This is a genomic window from Celeribacter neptunius (assembly GCF_900113955.1).
GTDB classification, from domain to species: domain Bacteria; phylum Pseudomonadota; class Alphaproteobacteria; order Rhodobacterales; family Rhodobacteraceae; genus Celeribacter; species Celeribacter neptunius.
Map to the genome: position 1 here is coordinate 264,572 of NZ_FORH01000001.1, position 20,595 is coordinate 285,166.

24 protein-coding genes are annotated in these 20,595 nt (G+C 61.2%); all 24 read left to right on the forward strand.

The features are described 5' to 3' along the window. The first annotated feature begins 54 nt into the window (after nt 1–54). Nucleotides 55–720, forward strand: a complete 666-nt coding sequence (locus tag BM151_RS01345; RefSeq protein ID WP_090056038.1) for an HAD-IA family hydrolase — start codon at nt 55–57, stop codon at nt 718–720. Further along, nucleotides 717–1,919, forward strand: a complete 1,203-nt coding sequence (locus BM151_RS01350; RefSeq protein ID WP_090056043.1) for a DegT/DnrJ/EryC1/StrS family aminotransferase — start codon at nt 717–719, stop codon at nt 1,917–1,919. The genes BM151_RS01345 and BM151_RS01350 overlap by 4 nt, the downstream gene beginning before the upstream one ends. A 651-nt stretch (nt 1,920–2,570) precedes the next feature. Further along, complete coding sequence (locus BM151_RS01355; protein WP_090056047.1) at nt 2,571–2,936, forward strand: NADH-quinone oxidoreductase subunit A; 366 nt, start codon at nt 2,571–2,573, stop codon at nt 2,934–2,936. Further along, on the forward strand, nt 2,927–3,460 hold the full coding sequence (locus BM151_RS01360; RefSeq protein WP_177212990.1) for a NuoB/complex I 20 kDa subunit family protein: 534 nt from the start codon (nt 2,927–2,929) through the stop codon (nt 3,458–3,460). Before BM151_RS01355 ends, BM151_RS01360 begins: the two co-directional genes overlap by 10 nt. An 11-nt stretch (nt 3,461–3,471) precedes the next feature. Next, nucleotides 3,472–4,074 (forward strand): NADH-quinone oxidoreductase subunit C, encoded by a 603-nt coding sequence (locus tag BM151_RS01365; RefSeq protein ID WP_090059071.1) that lies wholly within the window; start codon nt 3,472–3,474, stop codon nt 4,072–4,074. 5 nt (nt 4,075–4,079) lie between these two features. Next, the gene (locus BM151_RS01370) at nt 4,080–4,976 is read left to right on the forward strand and encodes a sulfotransferase (protein WP_090056054.1); all 897 of its coding nucleotides are present in this window, start codon (nt 4,080–4,082) and stop codon (nt 4,974–4,976) included. Beyond that, a complete protein-coding gene (locus BM151_RS01375; RefSeq protein WP_090056058.1) occupies nt 4,977–6,221 on the forward strand; it encodes an NADH-quinone oxidoreductase subunit D in 1,245 nt (414 codons plus the stop codon). Continuing rightward, the gene (locus BM151_RS01380; protein ID WP_090056062.1) at nt 6,221–7,366 is read left to right on the forward strand and encodes an NADH-quinone oxidoreductase subunit E; all 1,146 of its coding nucleotides are present in this window, start codon (nt 6,221–6,223) and stop codon (nt 7,364–7,366) included. The genes BM151_RS01375 and BM151_RS01380 overlap by 1 nt, the downstream gene beginning before the upstream one ends. 70 nt (nt 7,367–7,436) lie before the next feature. Next, complete coding sequence (locus BM151_RS01385) at nt 7,437–8,174, forward strand: hypothetical protein (protein WP_090056065.1); 738 nt, start codon at nt 7,437–7,439, stop codon at nt 8,172–8,174. 12 nt (nt 8,175–8,186) lie between these two features. Then, on the forward strand, nt 8,187–8,408 hold the full coding sequence (locus BM151_RS01390; protein ID WP_090056069.1) for a DUF5337 domain-containing protein: 222 nt from the start codon (nt 8,187–8,189) through the stop codon (nt 8,406–8,408). 13 nt (nt 8,409–8,421) lie between these two features. Further along, on the forward strand, nt 8,422–9,720 hold the full coding sequence (gene nuoF / locus BM151_RS01395) for an NADH-quinone oxidoreductase subunit NuoF (protein WP_090056072.1): 1,299 nt from the start codon (nt 8,422–8,424) through the stop codon (nt 9,718–9,720). Between the two features lie 9 nt (nt 9,721–9,729). Further along, a complete protein-coding gene (locus BM151_RS01400; RefSeq protein WP_143093012.1) occupies nt 9,730–10,152 on the forward strand; it encodes a hypothetical protein in 423 nt (140 codons plus the stop codon). Next, nucleotides 10,149–10,673 carry a DUF3291 domain-containing protein gene (locus tag BM151_RS01405; RefSeq protein WP_090056080.1) on the forward strand — a complete coding sequence of 175 codons (525 nt, stop codon included), beginning with the start codon at nt 10,149–10,151 and terminating at the stop codon, nt 10,671–10,673. The genes BM151_RS01400 and BM151_RS01405 overlap by 4 nt, the downstream gene beginning before the upstream one ends. After that, nucleotides 10,670–11,083 (forward strand): DUF5333 domain-containing protein, encoded by a 414-nt coding sequence (locus BM151_RS01410; protein WP_090056084.1) that lies wholly within the window; start codon nt 10,670–10,672, stop codon nt 11,081–11,083. Before BM151_RS01405 ends, BM151_RS01410 begins: the two co-directional genes overlap by 4 nt. Further along, complete coding sequence (locus BM151_RS01415) at nt 11,080–11,490, forward strand: DUF5333 family protein (RefSeq protein ID WP_090056088.1); 411 nt, start codon at nt 11,080–11,082, stop codon at nt 11,488–11,490. Before BM151_RS01410 ends, BM151_RS01415 begins: the two co-directional genes overlap by 4 nt. 6 nt (nt 11,491–11,496) lie before the next feature. Further along, complete coding sequence (nuoG, locus tag BM151_RS01420) at nt 11,497–13,515, forward strand: NADH-quinone oxidoreductase subunit NuoG (RefSeq protein WP_090056093.1); 2,019 nt, start codon at nt 11,497–11,499, stop codon at nt 13,513–13,515. Next, nucleotides 13,515–13,946, forward strand: coding sequence for a hypothetical protein (locus BM151_RS01425; protein WP_090056096.1), 432 nt, complete (start codon nt 13,515–13,517; stop codon nt 13,944–13,946). Before nuoG ends, BM151_RS01425 begins: the two co-directional genes overlap by 1 nt. Nucleotides 13,947–13,957: 11 nt before the next feature. Next, entirely contained in the window at nt 13,958–14,995 is a 1,038-nt protein-coding gene (gene nuoH, locus BM151_RS01430; protein WP_090056100.1) for an NADH-quinone oxidoreductase subunit NuoH, read from the forward strand. A gap of 3 nt (nt 14,996–14,998) precedes the next feature. Then, nucleotides 14,999–15,490 carry an NADH-quinone oxidoreductase subunit NuoI gene (gene nuoI, locus BM151_RS01435; RefSeq protein ID WP_090056103.1) on the forward strand — a complete coding sequence of 164 codons (492 nt, stop codon included), beginning with the start codon at nt 14,999–15,001 and terminating at the stop codon, nt 15,488–15,490. A gap of 44 nt (nt 15,491–15,534) precedes the next feature. Then, nucleotides 15,535–15,942 (forward strand): carboxymuconolactone decarboxylase family protein, encoded by a 408-nt coding sequence (locus BM151_RS01440; protein WP_090056106.1) that lies wholly within the window; start codon nt 15,535–15,537, stop codon nt 15,940–15,942. After that, complete coding sequence (locus tag BM151_RS01445) at nt 15,939–16,553, forward strand: NADH-quinone oxidoreductase subunit J (RefSeq protein WP_090056110.1); 615 nt, start codon at nt 15,939–15,941, stop codon at nt 16,551–16,553. Before BM151_RS01440 ends, BM151_RS01445 begins: the two co-directional genes overlap by 4 nt. Before the next feature lie 95 nt (nt 16,554–16,648). Then, nucleotides 16,649–16,954 (forward strand): NADH-quinone oxidoreductase subunit NuoK, encoded by a 306-nt coding sequence (gene nuoK, locus BM151_RS01450; RefSeq protein ID WP_090056114.1) that lies wholly within the window; start codon nt 16,649–16,651, stop codon nt 16,952–16,954. Between the two features lie 6 nt (nt 16,955–16,960). Next, nucleotides 16,961–19,060, forward strand: a complete 2,100-nt coding sequence (nuoL, locus tag BM151_RS01455; RefSeq protein WP_090056118.1) for an NADH-quinone oxidoreductase subunit L — start codon at nt 16,961–16,963, stop codon at nt 19,058–19,060. After that, nucleotides 19,060–20,592: an NADH-quinone oxidoreductase subunit M gene (locus BM151_RS01460; protein WP_090056122.1), complete on the forward strand. Its 1,533-nt coding sequence runs from the start codon at nt 19,060–19,062 to the stop codon at nt 20,590–20,592. Before nuoL ends, BM151_RS01460 begins: the two co-directional genes overlap by 1 nt. The last annotated feature ends 3 nt before the right edge of the window (nt 20,593–20,595 follow it).

Consider the following 20,595-nt stretch of genomic DNA (forward strand, 5'->3'; position numbering starts at 1 on the left):
GTGGCGCCTCAGCGGTGGGTCGCCGGACAGCTGGCGCAAGGAGCAGGCGCATCCATGAAGACGGTGATTTTCGATCTCGACGGCACGCTGGCGGACACATCCGCCGATCTCATCGCCTCGGCCAACGCGTGTTTTCGCGGGCTGGGCTATGGTGATGTGCTGGACCCTCTCGGGGATGCGCATACGGCGTTCCGCGGCGGCAAGGCGATGCTGAGCCTCGGCTTCTCGCGGGTGCGGCCCGGCTTCACCGAGGAAGACGTGATGGCGCAATATCCGGTGTTGCTTGAGGCCTATGCCCAGGACATCGACACGCATACGCGTCTCTATGAGGGCGCCGCCGAGGCGGTCGAGGCGCTTCGGGGCGCGGGCTATGCCGTCGGTGTCTGTACCAACAAGCCCGAGGATCTTGCCGACCGGCTGCTCACGCGACTGGGCGTGCGCGATCTCTTCGGCTCGATGATCGGGGCCAAGACCGTTGGCGTGTCGAAACCCGATCCGAAACCCTATCTGGCCGCCGTCGAGGAGGCCGGGGGCATTCTGGCGCAGAGTTTCCTCGTGGGGGATACGGAGACCGACCGCAACACGGCCAGGGCCGCCGGGGTGCCCTGTGCGCTGGTGACCTTCGGGCCGGATGGCGACGGGGTGGCGGGGCTCGTCCCCGAGGCGTTGCTCAGCCATTATAATGAGCTGATGCAGATCACCAAGGAGCTGATCGGATGAGCGAGAGTTTGAAAGAGGTGTTCACCGGCAATTTCACCCAGCAGGAGCCGATCCCCGAGGCGGCGATCGAGGCGGCGGTGGCGGTGATGCGTTCCGGGCGGCTGCACCGCTATAATACATTGCCGGGAGAGACGGGCGAAGTGGCGCTTCTCGAAGAGGAATTTGCCGCTTTCACCGGGGCGAAATATTGCCTCGCCGTGGCCTCGGGCGGCTATGCCTTGGGCTGTGCGCTGCGGGCTCTGGAAGTGCAGCCGGGCGAGCCGGTTCTGACCAATGCGTTCACGCTGGCGCCAGTGCCGGGGGCGATTGCTGCGGTGGGGGCCAAGCCGGTGTTTGTCGGGGTGACCGAAGGACTGGTGATCGATCTCGACGATCTTCAGGTGAAAATTTCCGAAAGCGGCGCCAAGGTGCTGATGCTCAGCCATATGCGCGGCCATATCGTCGACATGGATGCGCTCATGTATATCTGTAACGGCGCCGGTGTCGCGGTGATCGAAGACTGTGCCCATACGATGGGGGCCAGCTGGGACGGGGTGCCGTCCGGGCGGTACGGGGTGATCGGCTGTTATTCGACCCAGACCTACAAACATATCAACTCGGGCGAGGGCGGGTTCCTGATCACCGATGATGAGGAGGTGGCCGCGCGGGCGGTGATGTTGTCGGGATCGTATATGCTCTATGGCAAGCATACCGCGGGGCCGGCCCCCGAGGTGTTCGAAAAGATCAAATACGTGACCCCGAATGTCTCCGGCCGGATGGATCATCTCAGGGCCGCGATCCTGCGGGTGCAGCTCCGGAACCTGAGCCAACAGGTGGAGAATTGGAACGCGCGCTATCGTGTGGTCGAGGACGGGCTGCGCGACACGCCCGGCCTCACCCTGATCGAGCGACCGCAGGCCGAGCATTATGTCGGCTCCTCCATTCAGTTCCTGCTGCTGGATTGGCCGGACGCCAAGATTGAAGCGCTGGTCGCGGGATGCCTGAAACGCGGCGTCGAGCTGAAATGGTTCGGTGCACCGGAACCCACGGCCTTTACCTCGCGCTACGAGAGCTGGCGCTACGCCGAGCCGCAGAGCCTGCCCGACAGCGACCGGGTGCTGCGCGCGATCATGGATATGCGTCTGCCGCTGACCTTCAGTCTTGAGGCTTGCGCGATGTTGGCGCGGATCATTCGCGATGAGGTGCAAAGCGCCCGTTAGATATGATCTCCGTGATCCGTTGTCGACTATTTTTGATATTTATTTTCAATTTGTTATCATCCAGACCTGCGTCCAATCAGCCGTACATGGCCTGCCATCCGCGCGGGGCGCTTGCCCCGCGAGCTTGACCCGTGCGGGTGTCTACCTTTTGAGTGGGGTGGGGCGTGAGAGGTTCATCCCCGTCGTGTCCGGCAGGTTGAAGTGGATTGAAGTGGATTGTGCTGCGCGACGATCCGGTTGAACAGCGTGGTCCGAGGGGCGAGGTGTCGCCAAAAATCCGTCACCGAGGTTGGTTGGGAAAAGTGCCGTTTTTGGGGCTTCTTCACCGTTTGGAATTTGTCATTCCCGGAGAGAGACCGCGCCATCTCATTGTTGGTGTGGTCCCTCAGAACGGCACTAAATTCTGATTAAAACTGTAGGAATTAATTCTCGAATCAAACCGGTTCCGGAAATCTGGTGAAGATCGGGCAAATTGTGATCACGACAGCAAAAAACTTTCCCGCCCCCTTGAAACCAAGGGCTTTCTCACGCCTGCGTTGGTTGACCATATTGCCGCAGGGGGCTAAACCAGCCAAAGCTAGCAAAGCAGCGCGCCCGAGGTTGCTCGCGATTGAGTTTCCCCGATGAGCGCGCCTACTCAAGGAGCCGCTCGTGGAAGACTTGCTTCGGGAATATCTCCCCATTGTCATTTTCCTCGGCCTCGCCATCGCGCTGGGCCTCGTGTTCATCTTCGCAGCTCTCATCCTCGCCGTTCGCAATCCCGACCCTGAAAAGGTCTCGGCCTATGAGTGCGGGTTCAACGCATTCGACGATGCGCGGATGAAATTCGACGTGCGGTTCTACCTCGTGTCGATCCTGTTCATCATTTTCGATCTCGAAATCGCTTTCCTGTTCCCCTGGGCCGTCGCGTTCAAGGACATCGGGCTGGTGGGCTTCTGGTCGATGATGGTGTTCCTCGCTGTGCTGACCGTGGGCTTTGCCTATGAATGGAAGAAAGGGGCGCTGGAATGGGCGTGATGACCGGAGCGAATACCGCGGGCGTCGATAAGGAAGTCGCCACCCAGGCGCTCAATACCGAGCTGCAGGACAAGGGCTTTCTGCTCACCACGACCGAGGACATCATCAACTGGGCGCGCACCGGCTCGCTGCACTGGATGACCTTTGGTCTCGCCTGCTGCGCCGTCGAGATGATGCACACCTCGATGCCGCGCTATGACATCGAACGCTACGGCACCGCGCCGCGGGCCTCGCCGCGCCAGTCCGACCTGATGATCGTCGCCGGTACGCTGACCAACAAGATGGCGCCCGCACTGCGCAAGGTCTACGACCAGATGCCGGAGCCGCGCTATGTGATCTCCATGGGCTCCTGCGCCAATGGCGGCGGCTATTATCACTACAGCTATTCGGTGGTGCGCGGCTGTGACCGCATCGTGCCGGTGGACGTCTATGTCCCGGGCTGCCCGCCGACCGCAGAGGCGCTGATGTACGGCATTCTGCAACTGTCCCGCAAAATCCGCCGCACCGGCACGATTGCCCGCTAAGGAGAGCGATGATGAGCGAAGAAGCCCTCAAGGAACTCGCCGCCCATATCGAGCTGAAACGCCCGAATGACGTGTTGAAGGCGGAGGTGGCCTTTGGCGAGCTGACCGTGACCGTGACGCCCTCGGGGATCGTCGATTTCATCGACTTCCTGAAAAGCGACGGCACCTGCAAGTTCAGCTCGCTGGTGGATATCACGGCGGTGGATTACCCGACCCGCGAACAGCGCTTCGATGTGGTCTATCACTTCCTGTCGATGTACCGGAACCATCGTATCCGCGTGATCGCGGCGGTGCGCGAAGAGGAAACGATCCCCTCGATCATCTCCGTGCACCCCTCGGCCGGCTGGTTCGAGCGCGAGGTCTTCGACATGTTCGGGATCATCTTCTCGGGGCATCCGGATCTGCGGCGCCTGCTGACGGACTACGGGTTCCGCGGCTACCCGCTGCGCAAGGACTTCCCGGCCACCGGCTACACCGAAGTGCGCTATGACGAAGAGCTCAAGCGCGTGGTCTACGAGCCGGTGAAACTGGTTCAGGAATACCGTCAGTTCGACAATCTCTCCCCCTGGGAGGGCGCAAAATACATCCTTCCCGGCGACGAGAAGGGGGCGTAAGCGAGGTGAGTGGCGATCCGGCGATCATGATCTGCGTTGGCGCGACGAAAGCGGGCACCAGCTCGCTTTACCGCTATTTGCACGATCACCCGGAGTGCCACCTGCGCTCGATCAAGGAGATCCACTATTTCGACACGGTGGACACCGACGATTACGCGTTCCAGTTCGATGTCTTCGCGCGTCTCAAGGCGGATCTGATCCGGCGTCAGGACATCGCGCGGCGCAACGAGAACATCTGGAAGGTCGCCAATCTGCAGCGGCAGATCACCGATGTGGACGAGATCGTGCGCATTCTCGAGATGAAGGAAGAGGGCGTCTCCGACTACCTGTTCTACCTGCTGGACGGGATCGGCGACAAGAAACTCGCCGGCGACATCACGCCGGGCTACGGGCTTCTGACGGAAGAGCGGCTCTGCGAGATGGCGCATATGGCGCCGGACGTGCGCTTTGTCTTCCTGATGCGCGATCCGGTGGATCGGCTCTGGTCGCATGTGCGCATGCAGGCCAAGCGCCAGCGCCGCGAGGGCGAAGAGGTGGCGGTCAAGGCCAAGCGGATCATGAACCGCGTGGTCAATCGCGACCTGGAAAAACATATCGCGCCGCGGGGGGACTACGCGGCGATCGTGGAAAAACTGAAACGGGCGGTGCCGGAGAACAAACTCCTCATCGGCTTCACCGAGGAACTGCTGACCGGCGAGGGGCTCAAACGCCTCTGTGCCTTTCTCGGGATCTCGGAACGGCCCGTCGAGACGGAACCCCATGCCCATGAGGGCGTGAAACTGCAACTGAGTGACAAGCAAAGGCGCGAGGCGGCGCAATTCCTGGCCCCGCAATACGCCTATGTGGAAAAAAGCTTTGGCCCGCTGCCCGCGCGGTGGCAGGCGAACATGGCGAGGATCTGAATGATGGACGGCGACATCCGGCAAAACACCTATGATGACGGCTCGCGGGACGCCACCGACGGCGAACAGAAGATCCGCAACTTCAACATCAACTTCGGGCCCCAGCACCCTGCGGCCCACGGTGTGTTGCGGATGGTTCTCGAGCTGGACGGCGAGATCGTGGAACGTGCCGACCCGCATATCGGTCTGCTGCACCGTGGCACCGAGAAGCTGATGGAGAACCGCACCTATCTGCAGAACCTGCCCTATCTCGACCGCCTCGATTACGTGGCGCCGATGAACCAGGAACATGCATGGTGTCTGGCGATCGAGAAACTCGCAGGCGTCGAGATCCCGCGCCGTGCCTCTCTGATCCGCGTGCTCTATTCCGAGATCGGCCGGGTCTTGAACCATCTGTTGAACGTCACCACCGGCGCCATGGACGTCGGCGCGCTGACGCCGCCGCTCTGGGGCTTTGAAGAACGTGAGAAACTCATGATCTTCTACGAGCGCGCCTGTGGCGCTCGTCTGCACTCCGCCTATTTCCGTCCGGGTGGCGTCCATCAGGACCTGCCGCCGGAGCTGCTCGACGACATCGACGCATGGGCCGACCATTTCCCGAATGTCCTCGACGACATCCATTACCTCCTGTCCGACAACCGTATCTTCAAACAACGCACCGTCGATATCGGTGTGATCTCCGAAGAAGAGGTGCAGGACTGGGGCTTCTCCGGCGTCATGGTGCGTGGTTCTGGGCTTGCCTGGGACCTGCGGCGCGCCCAGCCTTACGAATGTTACGACGAGTTCGACTTCCAGGTGCCGGTCGGCACCAATGGCGACTGTTATGATCGGTATCTCTGCCGCATGCAGGAAATGTACGAGGCGACCAAGATCATCAAACAGGCGATCGCGCTCCTGCGCCTGCCGGAAAACCAGGGCGACGTGCTGGCCCGTGGCAAGCTGACGCCGCCGAAACGTGGGGATATGAAGACCTCGATGGAGGCGCTCATCCACCACTTCAAGCTTTACACCGAAGGGTTCAAACTGCCCGAGGGCGAGGTCTATGCCGCCGTGGAAGCGCCGAAAGGCGAGTTTGGCGTCTACCTCAACTCGGACGGGTCGAACAAACCCTACCGCGCCAAGCTGCGTGCGCCGGGCTACCTTCACTTGCAGGCGATGGATCACATGGCGAAAGGTCACCAACTGGCCGACGTTTCCGCCCTCATCGCCACCATGGACATCGTTTTCGGGGAGGTCGACCGCTAATGCTGCGCCGTCTTTATTCTGAACAACCCGCCTCCTTTGAATACACCCCGGCGAACCTCGCCTGGGCCGAGGGGCAGATCGCCAAATACCCGGAAGGCCGGGCGCAATCCGCTGTGATCCCGCTTCTGTGGCGGGCACAGGAACAAGAGGGCTGGCTGACCAAGCCCGCCATCGAATATGTCGGCGACATGCTCGGCATGCCCTATATCCGTGTGCTCGAAGTGGCGACCTTCTACTTCATGTTCCAGCTGCAACCGGTTGGCTCCGTGGCCCATATTCAGGTCTGTGGCACCACCACCTGCATGATCTGCGGCTCCGGCGACATCATCGAAGTGTGCAAACGCCGTATCGCTGAGAAGCCGCACACGCTCTCCGCCGATGGCAAGTTCAGCTGGGAAGAGGTCGAATGCCTTGGCGCCTGCGCCAACGCGCCGATGGCCCAGATCGGCAAGGACTACTTTGAGGACCTGACCGCCGAGAATTTCGAGAAACTTCTCGATCAGATGGAAGCGGGCAATGTGCCGCTGCCGGGCTCGCAGGCCGGGCGTTACTCCTCTGAGCCTGCCGGTGGTCCGGTGGTTCTGGCCGAGTACAAAGGCACCGGTGCCCAGTATAACGGCTCGGTACAGCTTGCTGCCGACATCGGCGACACGCTGAAACGTATTGACGGCACTGAAGTGCCGCTGTTGACCCCGTGGATCTCGAAAGGCGCCGGCCACGGTTCTGTGCCGGCCGCGCCGGCAGCTGCGAAATCCGCCGTGCAGCAGGCCGCAGCGAAAAAGGCTCCGGCGAAAAAGGCTGCGGCTCCGAAGAAAGCCGCTGCTCCGAAGGCCGAGGCGAAACCGGCTCCCGCTGCGGCGGGCGAGGTGGCGGAGAAGAAACCGCGCACCATGAAAGCCCCGCGCAAGGCGGGCGCCGATGATCTCAAGATGCTCAAGGGCGTCGGGCCGAAGCTCGAGCAAACGCTCAACGAATTGGGCTTCTGGCATTACGATCAGGTCGCCAAATGGGGACCGGAAGAGATCGCCTGGGTCGACAACCGGCTGAAATTCAAAGGCCGGATCGAGCGTGATGGCTGGATCGAACAGGCCAAGATTCTCGCCGAAGGCGGCGAAACCGAATTCTCGAAACGTGCGAAATACTGAAGATCAATAGACCGACAGAGGTCAAAAGACCCGCAGATCGGACAACAGGGATTGGTAAAGGAGACGGCGAGTGAGTGAGGAACAATCGGGAAAGACCGTGAAGATCTGGCTGATTTCGGCCATTTGCGGGATTCTGGCCTTCGTGGCGCTTTTGTGGATCGCGGGCTATTCGACCGCGGCCTCGGTGATCGTCGGCGTTCTGGTCGCCTTGCTGGTCGCCATCCTGTTGTGGATCGGCTGGTATGAAGACAGCGCGGATCTGGCCGAGGGGCATCCCGAAGCCGATGTCAGCGCCGCCGGTCTGATGGCCACCTCCGGGATCGGGGATGAGCCGATTTCGGCCGCCGAAGAGATCGCCGCGGAGCCGCATGCCGCCGACACGCGCGAACTGCGCTCCGCCGCCGCGGCCGCAGCTCCCGAGGCGCATCCGGTGGCCGAGGAGACGGTTGTGGAAGAGGTTGCGGAAACGCCGGAACCGGTTGTTGAGCCGGTTGCCGAAGTCGAAGCGACGCCGGAAAGCACACTGGAAAGCGCACCGGCGGCTTTTGCCGCAGTGGCCGCCGCACCCGATGATCTGAAAGCGATCAAGGGGGTCGGGCCGAAAATTCAGGTCCAGCTCGAAGAGCGCGGCCTCACGACCTTTGCCCAGATCGCCGCGCTCACCGCGTCGGAGATCGAAGAGCTCGGCGCCGCGCTCAAGGGCACTTCGGCGGCGCAGCTGACGAAATGGGCCGAACAGGCCAGGATCCTCGCAGAAGGCGGGGACACGGAATTCTCCAAACGCGTCAAGGATGGCGACGTGTATTAAGGAGTGAACGACATGGTTCCCGACAAGGACCGACATCTGGCGAAAAAGGCGCGCATGGTCGCGGTTGTCATCGCTTTGACTATGTTGGTCTGGCTCGGGGCCCAATGGCTGGGCGGGAAACTCGGTATGCCACTGCGCTACGCGTTCCTGCTCGACCTCTCGGCGCTCGCCGCCTTCGTGTGGGCGCTTGTGGTGATTTATCAGATCTGGCGCAAAGCGCGTCAGCAGGACTGAAGGGATAAGAGCGATGCTCAAGGATCAGGATCGGATCTTTACCAACCTCTACGGCATGAATGACCGTAGCCTCGCGGGCGCGAAAAAGCGCGGGCATTGGGATGGCACGGCGGGCATTCTCGCCAATGGGCGCGACTGGATCATCGATCAGATGAAAGCCTCCGGTCTGCGTGGCCGTGGCGGGGCGGGCTTCCCGACCGGTCTCAAATGGTCCTTCATGCCGAAAGAAAGCGACGGTCGCCCGGCCTATCTGGTGATCAACGCCGATGAATCCGAACCCGCGACCTGCAAGGACCGCGAGATCATGCGCCACGACCCGCATACGCTGGTCGAGGGCGCGCTGATTGCCGGTTTCGCGATGAATGCGGTGGCGGCCTACATCTACATTCGCGGCGAGTACATCCGCGAGAAAGAGGCGCTTCAGGCCGCGATCGACGAGGCCTATGATGCCGGTCTCATCGGCAAGAACGCCTGCAAATCCGGCTATAATTTCGACGTCTACCTGCACCACGGGGCAGGGGCCTATATCTGTGGCGAGGAAACCGCGCTCATTGAGTCCCTCGAGGGCAAGAAGGGCATGCCGCGGATGAAGCCGCCGTTCCCGGCCGGCGCTGGCCTCTATGGCTGCCCGACCACGGTGAACAATGTCGAATCCATCGCCGTCGTGCCGACGATCCTGCGGCGCGGCGCCGATTGGTTCGCTTCGTTTGGCCGTCCGAACAACTCCGGCACCAAGCTGATGGCGCTCACCGGCCACGTCAACACGCCCTGCGTCTTCGAGGAAGAGATGTCGATGTCGGTGCGTGAGATCATCGAGAAACACGGTGGCGGCATTCGCGGCGGCTGGGACAATCTCAAGGCGATCATCCCCGGCGGCGCCTCCTGCCCGGTGCTGCCGAAAGATGCGCTGGAAGACGCGATTTTCGATTTCGACTGGATGCGCGAGAACAAGTCCTCGTTTGGCACCGGCTGCATGATCATCATGGACAATTCGGTGGACGTGGTGAAAGCCGTTTGGCGCCTGTCCTCGTTCTTCAAACACGAGAGCTGCGGCCAGTGTACGCCGTGCCGCGAAGGCACCGGCTGGATGATGCGCGTGATGGACCGTCTGGTCACCGGCGATGCGGAGATCGAAGAGATCGACATGCTGCTGGACGTGACCAAACAGGTCGAAGGCCACACCATCTGTGCGCTGGGCGACGCCGCCGCCTGGCCGATCCAGGGCCTGATCCGTCACTTCCGCGACGAGATCGAAGACCGTATCAAAGCCAAGAAAACCGGCCGCGTCACAGCGGCTTACGCGGCGGAGTAAAGCTGACCGATGAAGTCCATGGCCGCCATATTGCCGCTCACGGTGCTCACCGCCTGCCAGATGGATCAGGCGAATGAGGCGATGCGTGGCATGTCGCAAGACCGGATGGTGGTGGCGCGGGCGGCGTTTCGTGACATGGGTAGCGAAGAACTGGCCGGGATGCTTCTGTTGTCAAAGGACATCGCCGATGTCTGCGACGGGATCGAGATCCACGGCCAGGTTCGGACCTTCCTGTCGTCACGGGTCGAACGCCAGCCGTTCAGCGATCCGGCGGTCAACCGCACGCGGTTTGAGACGGCGCTGACCGGCTTTTCGGAACGCCACGGCATCCATGGTCAGGCCGATGAGAAAGCCTTCTGTGCCGCGGCGCGGGTCGAGATGAAAGCGATGACGCCTCTGGGCGCGACATTGAGGGAGGGCCGGCCGCAATGACCTCTTTCCCGATCCGACATCTCGCGGAGCTGAACATCGGACGGCTTGTGGCCGAACCGGGGGACGCCCGCGTGGCCGAGTTCATGGGCGCGCTCGACAAGATCAACGGCATGGGCAAGCGCATGCCGGGCTTTGTCTGGATGGCCGAGGGGTCGGGCGAGCCGGGCACAGGAAACACCGAGAACCACATTGGCGATGACCCGCAGTTTGTCGCCAATCTCACCGTTTGGGAAGATGTCGAAAGCCTCGAGCATTTCGTCTTCAACACGGTACACAAGCAATTCTACGACCGCCGCGAAGAGTGGTTCGAGCTGATGGCCGACCAGCATTTCGTGATGTGGCACGTGGAGCCGGGGCACAAGCCCACCTTGGACGAGGCGCTCGAACGTCTTGCCTACAAACAGAAACATGGGGACAGCGATCATGCCTTTGGCTGGTCGTTCATCAAGGAGGCGCGGCTTTACATGACCAAAGCTTGTCGCCCGCATGAGCCGGCTTCGGTTCAAGGAGCACCCCTATGACACTGAATATGAAACATATCCCGCTTGCCCTGGCGCTGGTCTCCGGCGCCGCCGCGGCGGCCGAATTGCCGCCGCTCAGAGAGGTCGCAGAGATCGACCGCAATATGCTCTGGGCCGGTCTGGCGGTCGAGGTGGGCGATGAATGTCCGACCATCGACGTGAAGAAGATCAAAGGCCTGTCGTTCCTCTGGGGGCTCAAGAACCGCGCGTCTGATCTCGGCTACAGCGACGATGAGATCCGCGCCTATGTCGAGAGCGACAGCGAAGAGCTGCGCATTCGCCGTCTGGGCGAGGACTATGTCCGTGCCGCCGGCTTCGATCCGAAAACCCCCGAGGGGCTCTGTGCCTTTGGCGAGGCGGAGATCGCGCGCGGCTCGATCATCGGCTCTTTCCTGAGGAGCACGAAATGATCCGTCGCACCACATATGCCGCTCTGCTCGGGCTTTTGGCCACGCCGGTGGTGGCGCAGGACATTGCGGGGCAGGGCATCGCGGCGGATGCGGAGATCACCGCCGTGCTGGTGGACAATATGATTGTCACGGAACTAACGACGATCTGCCCCAAACTGGCCCCGCGCACGGTGCGTGTGAACCGGCAGGCCAAAGAGATGATGGGCACGATCACGGCCAAGGGCTATGGCGCCCGCGACATTCAATCGCTGCAAGACCCGGCGTTTCTCGCCACGCTTGCCGCGAAATCGGAACGCTTCTTTGCCGCCAACGGCATTGAAAAACGGGATACGGAGGCGATGTGCGCCTTCGGCAAAGCGCAGATTGCGAAGCGGACGCCGCTTGGCAAACTCATGAAGAACAGGTGATGCAGTATGGCAGACAAGCGCAAAATCATCATTGACGGGACCGAGGTCGAAGTCGATCCGGCCATGACGATCCTCCAGGCCTGTGAAGTGGCCGGGGTCGAAGTGCCGCGGTTCTGCTATCACGAACGGCTGTCCATCGCGGGCAACTGCCGCATGTGTCTGGTCGAGGTCGTGGGCGGCCCGCCGAAACCGGCGGCCTCTTGCGCGATGCAGGTCAAAGACATGCGCCCGGGGCCGGAAGGCCAGCCGCCGGTGGTGAAAACCAATTCGCCGATGGTCAAGAAGGCGCGCGAAGGGGTGATGGAATTCCTCCTGATCAACCACCCGCTCGACTGCCCGATCTGTGACCAGGGTGGCGAATGCGACCTGCAGGACCAGGCTATGGCTTACGGTGTCGATTTCTCGCGCTACCGCGAACCGAAACGCGCCACCGAAGAGCTGAACCTCGGGCCGCTTGTCTCCACCGCGATGACGCGCTGTATCTCCTGCACCCGTTGCGTGCGCTTCACCACCGAGGTCGCCGGCATCACCCAGATGGGTCAGACCGGGCGTGGCGAAGACAGCGAGATCACCAGCTATCTCAACGAAACACTCGCCTCCAACATGCAGGGCAATATCATCGATCTCTGCCCGGTTGGTGCGCTGACCAGCAAACCCTATGCGTTCACCGCGCGCCCCTGGGAGCTGACCAAGACCGAGACCATCGATGTGATGGATGCGCTCGGTTCGAACATCCGTGTCGATACCAAGGGTCGCGAAGTGATGCGCATCCTGCCGCGCAACCACGATGGCGTGAACGAGGAATGGATTTCCGACAAGACCCGCTTCATCTGGGACGGGTTGAAGCGCCAGCGCCTCGACACGCCCTATGTGCGCAAGGATGGCAAGCTGACCAAGGCCAGCTGGGCCGAGGCGCTCTCTGCTGCGGCCACGGCGATGAAGGGCAAGAAAGTCACCGGCCTGATCGGCGATCTCGCCCCGGTCGAAGCGGCTTTCGCGCTCAAGCAACTGGTTGAAGGCCTCGGCGGCAACGTCGAATGCCGCATCGATGGCGCGAAATTGCCCGCCGGCAACCGCGGTGCCTATGCTGGCACCGCCTCCATCGCCGATATCGACGATGCGAAATTCATTCAGCTGATCGGCACCAACCCGCGCGATGAGGCGCCGGTGCTGAATGCCCGTATCCGCAAGGCCTGGGCGAAAGGCGCGAAAGTGGGTTTGGTCGGCGAGGCCGTCGATCTGACCTATGATTACGCCCATGTGGGCACCGACCGTGCCGCGCTGGAGAGCCTTCTGGACAAGAGCTACGGCGATGTTGTCGACCAGCCGTCGCTCATCATCGTCGGTGCCGGTGCGATCAACGAGGCCGATGGTGCCGCCGTTCTGGCCGCCGCGCAGAAACTCGCCGAGGCGACCAAATCGAAACTGATGATCCTGCACAGTGCCGCGTCGCGCGTCGGTGCAATGGATGTCGCTGCCGTGACCGAAGGTGGGCTCGACGCCGCGCTCGATGGGGCCGAGGTGATCTACAACCTCGGTGCCGATGAGGTCGAAGTGGGCGAGGGGGCTTTCGTGATCTATCAGGGCAGCCATGGCGACCGCGGTGCACACCGCGCCGACGTGATCCTGCCGGGCGCGGCCTATACCGAGGAAAACGGTCTCTTCGTCAACACCGAAGGCCGGCCTCAATTGGCTTTGCGCGCGGCCTTCCCGCCGGGCGAGGCGAAAGAGAACTGGGCGATTCTGCGGGCGCTCTCCGCGGAACTCGGCGCGACCCTGCCGTTTGATTCGCTGGCGCAGCTGCGCAACGCGCTGATCGCCGAGGTGCCGCATCTGGCACAGATCGGTGACGTGCCGGAAAATGAACTCAAAGCTCTGCCCGAGAAGAAACTCGGCAAGGCGACCTTCCGCAATGCGGTGAAGGATTTCTACCTCACCAACCCGATCGCGCGCGCGTCCGTGCTGATGGCCGAGCTTTCGACCATGGCCAAGGCCCGCGCCGAGGCCCCGGTGGCGGCGGAATAATGATCGCAGGCGTCGCATATCCTGCCGCTCTCGGGCTGGCTGTGGCAGTGCTCGCGGGCTGTTCGCCCCGGCCATGCTGCACCGCGCCCGATACGGGGGCGGAAGTGGGACGTGCGGCGCCGGCCACCGATTATCTCGGTGTCGAGACCCGTCTTCTGGACGGCGATCTGGTGAATTTCTTCGTCTCCGCCAAGGGGACAGAGGCAAAAACGAACGTGGTGGCCTATGCTGACTGTGCCGCCGCGCAATATGCGCTGATCCGGGGTTTCGGGTTTGCGCGTCACGTGCGCACAAATGTCGCACAAGAGGCTGGAATTTGGAGCGCGGATGCTGTTTACACCATCTCGCCAGCGCTCCCCGATGGTTTGCGCCAGCTCGACGCTGAGGTCGTGGTCGCAAATTGTCGGGACAACGGAATACCGACGGTGTGAAAGGCTAGGACATGGTCGAATTTTTCACGACAACAAATCTTGGGATCGCATTGCTCACGCTTGGGCAAATCTTGCTGGTCCTCGTGCCGCTCTTCGTGGCACTCGCCTTCCTGATGTATGGCGACCGCAAAATCTGGGCGGCTGTCCAGATGCGCAAAGGTCCGAACATCGTTGGTGTTTTCGGTCTGCTGCAGTCTTTTGCGGACTTTATCAAATACATTGTGAAAGAGGTGGTGGTGCCGGCAGGGGCGGATAAATTCGTCTTCTACCTGGCGCCGATGATCACCTTTATCACCGCCTGTATCGCCTGGGCCGTGATCCCGTGGAATGATGGCTGGGTCATTGCCGACATCAACGTCGCGATCCTCTATGTCTTCGCGGTCTCGTCTCTGGAAGTTTACGGCGTGATCATGGGCGGTTGGGCGTCGAACTCCAAGTACCCGTTCTTGGGCTCCCTGCGCTCTGCGGCACAGATGATCTCTTATGAGGTCTCGATCGGTCTGATCATCATCGGTGTGATCATCTCCACCGGTTCGATGAACTTCGGTGACATCGTCGCAGCCCAGGACGGCAAGGGGATCTTCTCCTGGTACTGGCTGCCGCATTTCCCGATGGTCTTCCTGTTCTTCGTCTCGGCGCTCGCGGAAACCAACCGACCGCCGTTTGATCTGCCGGAAGCGGAATCGGAACTCGTCGCCGGGTATCAGGTGGAATATTCCTCCACGCCGTTCCTCTTGTTCATGATGGGCGAGCTGATGGCCGTGGTGCTGATGTGCGCGCTGGTGTCGATCCTGTTCTTCGGCGGCTGGAACTCTCCGGTGGAATTCTTGCCCGACGGTATCCTCTGGCTCGTGATCAAGATGCTGCTGGCATTCTTCGTCTTCTCGATGGTGAAAGCCATCGTGCCCCGCTACCGCTACGACCAGCTGATGCGCATCGGTTGGAAAGTCTTCCTGCCGCTGTCGCTGGCCTGGGTCGTTCTGGTCGCTTTCTTTGCTCAATACGGTGCGCTTTGGGGAACCTACGCGCGCTGGACGGTAGGAGGCTAACCCATGGCTCTCGATTACACCCGCGCCGCCAAGTATTTCCTGATGATGGACATCTGGGCCGGCTTCAAAATCGGTCTGCGGTATTTCTTCGCGCCCAAGGCGACGATCAACTACCCGCATGAAAAGGGGCCGCTTTCCCCGCGTTTCCGGGGCGAGCACGCGCTGCGGCGCTATCCGAACGGTGAGGAACGTTGCATTGCCTGTAAGCTTTGCGAAGCGATCTGCCCGGCGCAGGCCATCACCATCGATGCCGAACCGCGTGAGGATGGCTCGCGCCGCACCACGCGCTACGACATCGACATGACGAAATGCATCTATTGCGGCTTCTGTCAGGAAGCCTGTCCGGTGGATGCGATCGTCGAAGGTCCGAATTTCGAATTCGCCACCGAAACCCGTGAGGAACTGTTCTACGACAAGGAGAAACTCCTTGAGAACGGCGCCATGTGGGAGGCGGAGATCGCCCGCAACCTCGAACTGGACGCGCCCTACCGCTAAGGAGCCCAAACCCCGCCGCCCGACTGGCCCCCGAAGGAGCCCCGATGAACGATTTCGCCAAACTTTTCGCAGAGATGATCGAGCAGAGCCAGAAGATGGCCGCCTCGTTCAACCCGGCGCTGGAGAGCTTCCAGATGCCCTCTCTCGACAAGCTGTTCCCGACCATGTCGAAGGAACAGATGGAGATGTTCTGGGGCAACACCTTCAACAAGGACGGGTTGGACGCCAAGACCCGGCTTCTGGTGGTTCTGGCGGGGCAGACGGTTCTGGGGGCCCAGGCGGAGGCGCCGTTCAAGATGACGGTTCGCCATGCGCTTGAGGCGGGCGCGAGCCAGAAAGAGATCGCGGAAGTGATCTATCAAATGTCAATGCTGGGCGGTGTGCCCGCTATGTCAAAAGCACTGGAGTTGGCGCAGGCCGTCTTCTCCGAGACGCAGGAGGACAGTGAATGACTGTCGCGGATTACGCATTTTATCTTTTCTCCATCACCATGCTGGTGGCGGCGACCTTTACGGTGGTCTCCAAAAGCCCGGTGCACTCTGTGCTCTGGCTGATCCTGACCTTCCTGTCGGCCTCGGGTCTCTTCGTCCTTCTGGGCGCGGAATTCGTCGCCATGCTGCTGGTCATCGTCTATGTCGGCGCGGTCATGGTTCTGTTCCTGTTCGTGGTGATGATGCTCGATGTCGACTTTGCCGAGCTCAAGGCGGGGATGGCGAAATACCTGCCCTTCGGGCTGTTGATCGGCGTGGTGCTGATCCTGCAAATGGCCTTCGCCTTTGGCGACTGGACCACGGCCGAAGGGGCCGAGGCGCTGCGCCGTTCGGTGACGCCGGATCTCACCGAAGTGCAGAACACCGCCGCTCTGGGCATGCTCATGTATGACGACTACCTGATGCTGTTCCAACTGGCCGGCCTGATCCTGCTGGTCGCCATGATCGGCGCCATCGTCCTCACGCTGCGCCACCGCTCGGATGTGAAACGTCAGAACGTGCTGTTCCAGATGTATCGCGACCCGAACACGGCGATCGAGATCAAGGACGTCAAACCGGGGCAGGGGCTCTAAGCCGCCTCCTCGCGAAAAATGCCGGGGCGAGTGCAGCCCGCCCCGAACCAAAGGCCGCCGGACGTGCGGCGAGAGAGAAAGAACTGAGGGACGACATGGTCGGACTTGAACATTACCTGACAGTCGCAGCGGCGCTGTTTGTCATCGGCATTTTCGGGCTCTTTTTGAACCGGAAGAACATCATCATCATCCTGATGTCCATCGAGATGATCCTGCTGTCGGTCAATATCAACCTTGTCGCCTTCTCCTCCTTCCTGGGGGATCTGACGGGACAGATTTTCACGATGCTGGTGCTGACCGTGGCCGCCGCCGAGGCCGCCATCGGGCTTGCCATCCTCGTGAGCTTCTTCCGCAACCGCGGCACGATCGACGTCGAAGACGTCAACGTGATGAAAGGGTAAGGGCATATGGAAACGATCATCCTCTTTGCGCCGCTTGTCGGTGCCATCATCGGCGGCTTCGGCTGGCGTGTGATCGGCGAGAAGGGCGCGCAATATCTGACGACGGGCCTGTTGTTCCTCGCCGCGATCCTGTCCTGGGTCGTGTTCCTCACCTTCGACGGCACCACCGAGCATGTCACCGTGCTGCGCTGGATCGAAAGCGGGTCTCTGTCGGTCGACTGGGGCATCCGCCTCGACCGGCTCACCACCATCATGCTGATCGTGGTCAACACGGTGTCGGCGCTCGTGCATCTCTACTCTCTCGGATACATGGCGCATGACGAAAACTTCGGCGATAACGAGCCCTACCGCGCCCGTTTCTTTGCCTATCTGTCGCTCTTCACCTTTGCCATGCTGATGCTGGTGACCTCGGACAACCTGGCCCAGATGTTCTTCGGCTGGGAAGGCGTGGGTCTCGCCTCCTATCTGCTCATCGGTTTCTATTTCAAGAAACCTTCGGCCGGTGCCGCTTCGATGAAAGCCTTCATCGTCAACCGCGTCGGTGACTTCGGTTTCGTGCTCGGCATCATGGGGCTGTTCTTCCTCACCGACAGCATTCGTCTCGACGATGTCTTCGCCTCGGGCGCGATGCTGGCGGATACGCAGCTGCATTTCCTCTGGACCGAATGGAACGCCGCTAACCTTCTGGCCTTCCTGCTGTTCATCGGTGCCATGGGCAAATCGGCGCAGCTCTTCCTGCACACCTGGCTGCCCGATGCGATGGAAGGCCCGACGCCGGTGTCGGCGCTCATTCACGCCGCCACCATGGTGACCGCGGGCGTCTTCCTCGTTTGCCGCATGTCGCCGATCTTCGAATACGCGCCGCAGGCCCAGATGTTCATCGTCTATATCGGCGCGACGACGGCGTTTTTCGCCGCCACCGTCGGTCTGGTGCAGAACGACATCAAACGCGTCATCGCCTATTCGACCTGTTCGCAGCTCGGGTACATGTTCGTAGCCGCCGGTGTCGGCGCTTACGGCCCGGCGATGTTCCACCTGCTGACGCATGCTTTCTTCAAGGCCATGCTGTTCTTGGGCGCCGGCTCGGTCATCACCGCGATGCACCACGAGCAGGACATGCGCAACTACGGCGGTCTGCGTAAAAAGATCCCGTTCACCTATTGGATGATGATCATCGGCACGCTGGCCATCACCGGTGTCGGTATCCCGCTCACCACCATCGGCTTTGCCGGCTTCCTGTCGAAAGACTCGATCATCGAGAGCGCCTATGCTTCCGGTGTCGGCTATGCCTTCTGGATGCTGGTGATTGCGGCGCTGTTCACCTCTTTCTACTCCTGGCGTCTGATCTTCATGACCTTCTTTGGCAAGGCCCGTGGCGATCATCATGCGCATGACCATGCCCATGAGAGCCCGCTTGTGATGCTGGTGCCGATCGGCACCCTGTCCCTGGGCGCGATCTTCGGCGGTATGCTCTGGTACAACAGCTTCTTCGGCGATCACGAGAAATTCCTCGAGTTCTTCGGCATGCCGCAGCATGAGGTTGCGGCCATGGCCGAGGGCGAAGCCGCGGCCGATGGCCATGGCGCCGCTGTCGCCACGGCGGAAGAGGGCCACGGTGAGGCCGCTGCCGCGCATGGCGAGGCCGGCATGGCCCCGCAGGGCGCGCTTTACCTGGCCGCGGATAACACCGTCATGGATGACGCGCACCATTCGCCGACCTGGGTGAAGGTCTCGCCCTTCGTCGCCATGGTTCTGGGTTTCCTCGTCGCCATCTGGTTCTACATCTGGAAACCGGAAACGCCGAAGAGGTTGGCCGAGAGCCAGCCCGTCGCCTACCAGTTCCTGTTGAACAAATGGTATTTCGACGAGATCTACGACGCGATCATCGTTCGTCCGCTGCTCGCATTTGGCCGCTTCCTGTGGAAGCGCGGCGACGAGGGCACCATCGATGGCGCGATCAACGGTCTCGCCATGGGCATCGTGCCCTTCTTCACCCGCCTTGCCGGCCGGGCGCAGTCGGGCTTCATCTTTACATATGCATTTAGCATGGTTCTGGGGATTGTGATCTTGATTACCTGGATGTCGATCGGCGGAGGAGCACAGTAATGGATAACGTGCTGACTTTCGTCACCTTCCTTCCGACGGTGGCCGCCCTTGTCCTCGCGCTGTTTTTGCGCGGCGACGACAAGGTGGCGCAACTCAACGCCAAGAGGCTCGCGCTCTTCGCGACCGTGATCACCTTTGTGATCTCTCTGTTCATCCTGTTCGGCTTTGATCCCGAAGACACCGGGTTCCAGATGGTCGAAGAGGCCGACTGGATCATGGGGCTCAAATACAAGATGGGCGTCGACGGCATCTCGGTGCTCTTCGTGATGCTCACCACCGCGCTGATGCCGCTGGTGATCTGGTCCGCCTGGGACGTGAACACCCGGGTCAAGGAATACATGATCGCCTTCCTGCTCCTGGAAACGCTGATGCTCGGCGTGTTCACGGCGCTGGATCTGGTGCTCTTCTACCTGTTCTTCGAAGCCGGTCTCATTCCGATGTTCCTGATCATCGGCATCTGGGGCGGCAAGAACCGGATCTACGCGGCGTTCAAGTTCTTCCTCTACACCTTCTTGGGCTCCGTGCTGATGCTGGTGGCGATGATCGCCATGTATGTCGACGCAGGCACCACCGATATTGCGCAACTTCTGACCCATGAGTTCTCTTCCGAGACCATTCAGGTGCTGGGCTTCAACATCATCGGCGGGTTCCAGACGCTGGCGTTCCTGGCCTTCTTCGCCTCTTTCGCGGTGAAAATGCCGATGTGGCCGGTGCACACCTGGTTGCCCGACGCCCACGTTCAGGCGCCGACCGCCGGTTCCGTGGTTCTGGCCGCGATCCTGTTGAAGATGGGCGGCTACGGCTTCCTGCGCTTCTCGCTGCCGATGTTCCCGGTCGCCTCCGACCATCTCGCCAACTTCGTGCTCTGGCTCTCGGTGATCGCCATCGTCTATGCCTCGCTCGTCGCGCTGGTGCAGGAAGATATGAAAAAGCTGATCGCTTATTCCTCTGTCGCCCACATGGGCTATGTCACCGCCGGTATCTTCACCTTCAACCAACAGGGTCTCGATGGCGCGATCTTCCAGATGATCTCGCACGGGTTTGTCTCCGGCGCGCTCTTCCTTTGTGTTGGCGTGATCTATGACCGGATGCACACCCGCGACATCGCCGCCTTCGGTGGTCTGCAGAACCGCATGCCCGCCTATGCGCTGGTATTCATGTTCTTCACCATGGCCAACGTCGGCCTGCCGGGCACTTCCGGGTTCATCGGTGAATTCCTGACGCTTCTGGGCATCTTCCAAGCCAACACCTGGGTCGCTCTCGTTGCCGCCTCTGGCGTGATCTTCTCGGCCTCCTATGCGCTCTGGCTCTACCGCCGGGTCGTCCTGGGGGATCTGATCAAGGAGAGCCTGAAGACCATCAAGGACATGACCCCGCGCGAGAAATGGATTTTCGCACCGCTGGTGGTCATGACGCTCCTGCTGGGTGTCTATCCGTCGCTGGTGCTCGATCTGATCGGGCCGTCGGTTACGGCGCTCGTCGAAAACTACCACGCTGCTCTGCCGATGGTGGCAGATGTCGCAACGCATTAAGGG

Bases quoted from the DNA above. Each gene is read 5' to 3' on its own strand.
- nuoK (WP_090056114.1), top strand. From the start codon at position 16,649: ATGGTCGGACTTGAACATTACCTGACAGTCGCAGCGGCGCTGTTTGTC.
- BM151_RS01440 (WP_090056106.1), top strand. From the start codon at position 15,535: ATGAACGATTTCGCCAAACTTTTCGCAGAGATGATCGAGCAGAGCCAG.
- nuoI (WP_090056103.1), top strand. From the start codon at position 14,999: ATGGCTCTCGATTACACCCGCGCCGCCAAGTATTTCCTGATGATGGAC.
- nuoG (WP_090056093.1), top strand. From the start codon at position 11,497: ATGGCAGACAAGCGCAAAATCATCATTGACGGGACCGAGGTCGAAGTC.
- BM151_RS01460 (WP_090056122.1), top strand. From the start codon at position 19,060: ATGGATAACGTGCTGACTTTCGTCACCTTCCTTCCGACGGTGGCCGCC.
- BM151_RS01360 (WP_177212990.1), top strand. From the start codon at position 2,927: ATGGGCGTGATGACCGGAGCGAATACCGCGGGCGTCGATAAGGAAGTC.
- nuoF (WP_090056072.1), top strand. From the start codon at position 8,422: ATGCTCAAGGATCAGGATCGGATCTTTACCAACCTCTACGGCATGAAT.
- BM151_RS01445 (WP_090056110.1), top strand. From the start codon at position 15,939: ATGACTGTCGCGGATTACGCATTTTATCTTTTCTCCATCACCATGCTG.
- BM151_RS01390 (WP_090056069.1), top strand. From the start codon at position 8,187: ATGGTTCCCGACAAGGACCGACATCTGGCGAAAAAGGCGCGCATGGTC.
- BM151_RS01365 (WP_090059071.1), top strand. From the start codon at position 3,472: ATGAGCGAAGAAGCCCTCAAGGAACTCGCCGCCCATATCGAGCTGAAA.
- BM151_RS01350 (WP_090056043.1), top strand. From the start codon at position 717: ATGAGCGAGAGTTTGAAAGAGGTGTTCACCGGCAATTTCACCCAGCAG.
- nuoH (WP_090056100.1), top strand. From the start codon at position 13,958: ATGGTCGAATTTTTCACGACAACAAATCTTGGGATCGCATTGCTCACG.
- BM151_RS01345 (WP_090056038.1), top strand. From the start codon at position 55: ATGAAGACGGTGATTTTCGATCTCGACGGCACGCTGGCGGACACATCC.
- BM151_RS01425 (WP_090056096.1), top strand. From the start codon at position 13,515: ATGATCGCAGGCGTCGCATATCCTGCCGCTCTCGGGCTGGCTGTGGCA.
- BM151_RS01410 (WP_090056084.1), top strand. From the start codon at position 10,670: ATGACACTGAATATGAAACATATCCCGCTTGCCCTGGCGCTGGTCTCC.
- BM151_RS01375 (WP_090056058.1), top strand. From the start codon at position 4,977: ATGATGGACGGCGACATCCGGCAAAACACCTATGATGACGGCTCGCGG.
- BM151_RS01380 (WP_090056062.1), top strand. From the start codon at position 6,221: ATGCTGCGCCGTCTTTATTCTGAACAACCCGCCTCCTTTGAATACACC.
- BM151_RS01415 (WP_090056088.1), top strand. From the start codon at position 11,080: ATGATCCGTCGCACCACATATGCCGCTCTGCTCGGGCTTTTGGCCACG.
- nuoL (WP_090056118.1), top strand. From the start codon at position 16,961: ATGGAAACGATCATCCTCTTTGCGCCGCTTGTCGGTGCCATCATCGGC.
- BM151_RS01405 (WP_090056080.1), top strand. From the start codon at position 10,149: ATGACCTCTTTCCCGATCCGACATCTCGCGGAGCTGAACATCGGACGG.
- BM151_RS01400 (WP_143093012.1), top strand. From the start codon at position 9,730: ATGAAGTCCATGGCCGCCATATTGCCGCTCACGGTGCTCACCGCCTGC.